Source organism: Neobacillus cucumis (assembly GCF_002860255.1).
Lineage (GTDB): Bacteria > Bacillota > Bacilli > Bacillales > Cytobacillaceae > Neobacillus > Neobacillus cucumis_A.
The window spans coordinates 1-1561 of sequence record NZ_PGVE01000006.1 but is presented as its reverse complement, the minus strand read 5'-3'; the positions used below and the strand labels follow the sequence as shown (position 1 = coordinate 1561).

The 1561-nt window shown below is 40.4% G+C and carries 1 protein-coding gene; it reads right to left on the bottom strand.

What is annotated here, in order from left to right; translation table 11 throughout:
• Nucleotides 1-31: 31 nt before the first annotated feature.
• Nucleotides 32-1362 (bottom strand): IS3 family transposase gene (locus tag CVD27_RS00710; RefSeq protein WP_232319244.1). Its coding sequence is split into 2 segments (ribosomal slippage): nucleotides 32-981 and nucleotides 981-1362, totalling 1332 coding nucleotides; the frame shifts between segments, so codons are not numbered across the junction.
• Nucleotides 1363-1561: the final 199 nt, after the last annotated feature.

Below are 1561 nucleotides of genomic sequence, written 5' to 3'. Positions count from 1 at the left end.
ACCCTTTGTAAAGGACAATTATAAAAAAAGCCTAAGCTGCTTGTTGAAGCTGTCGTCTGTATTCTGCAGGCGGCAGCTTTTTCAAGTTCCACTGCCCGCGATAATGGTTATAGTACGTCATATAACTCTTGATTTCCCGCCTAACTTCTTCCATTGTCTCACAATCTTTTATATTGGTTTCATCCTTGAAGTGACCGAAAAATGATTCCTGTGGAGCATTATCCCAACAGTTCCCTCTGCGTGACATCGATTGTCCTAACCCCATTTTCTTCACTGCTGCCTGATACTTTGGGTTTGTATAATGAAATCCTTGATCTGAATGTATAAAGGCATCTGTCATTAAATGACGATGTTTCTTTAGTTTGCGAAGCGTATTCATTGCGATCTCCAAACCTAACGAAGAAGAAACTTCATAGGCTAAAATTTCATTCGTTTGGGCGTCTTTAATCGTTGACAAGTAAGCACGTTTGCCATTTCCATATGTCAAATAGGTGATGTCGGTCAATAATACCTTTCCAGCCACCCCTTGCTTAAACTCACGTTGTAACGTGTTTTCACATGTGCGGTGCTCTTTCGTCGCCTTTGCCATACGACGTGCTGGGTTGGCTTTGCGGATGGGACAGATGATATCGAATTTTTTCATAATCCGGCGAATGCGTTTTAGGTTATATGTAATGCCGTACTGATTTTCGAGTGTCATTTTAATTTGGCGTGCTCCTTTTTTTCGTCCTCGAAAATGATAGGCCTTTAAAATGATTTCCTTTACAACTTCGTCTGCCTGTTCGCGAGCGGCACGTTTCTGTTTAGATTTCTCTCCAAAGTGCCTATAGTAGCCCGAACGCGATACCTCCATAAGTTCGCATAAGTAGCTCACCAAACGTGCTAATTTATACTTTTGGATGGTGAAATTAATTAGTTCATATTTTAGCGTCGTTTGGATTGTGATTTCTTTTTCATCATCTGCCTTTCGAGTAGATCGAGCTTTTTTAACAGTTCATTTTCCGCCTGTAATAAGCGGTTTTTCGCTTCTAGACGTTCAATCTTTTCTTCGGATGTCAAGTCGCGTTCTGATGGACGGCCTGAATTGGTTTTTCGTGTGTCTTGTAAGCCTTCCACCCCGCTTTTTCTATAGGCGGCACGCCAACGCTTTCCTGCAGATTTAATCCGAACTGCTCCTATTAAATCGGCATCTAATCCAGCCTCTTCAAAAATGTCTCGCGGCAGTTTTCCTTTTTCATTTTCCGAAATAAAATGACGTTTAAACTCATCTGTATAGGTGATGGATTTATCACTAACAGCTTGTACGTTAGGATTGCATTGCAAGCGTGCTTGTTCTTTTAAGGTAAACAATCGTTCAGTCACATTCATCCGCTCCCACATCTTTTTATTCATTATAAACAAAAGTACCCTATAGGATAGACTTTTTTCAAAGTGTCTATCTTATAGGGTACATTTTACAACAAGAAGGCTTTTTCTTCATGGAAGGCGTCCTCGAAATTATTCAATCTGAAGGATACGGATTCCTACGTCCTATTAATTACTCATCCAGTTCAGAAGATAT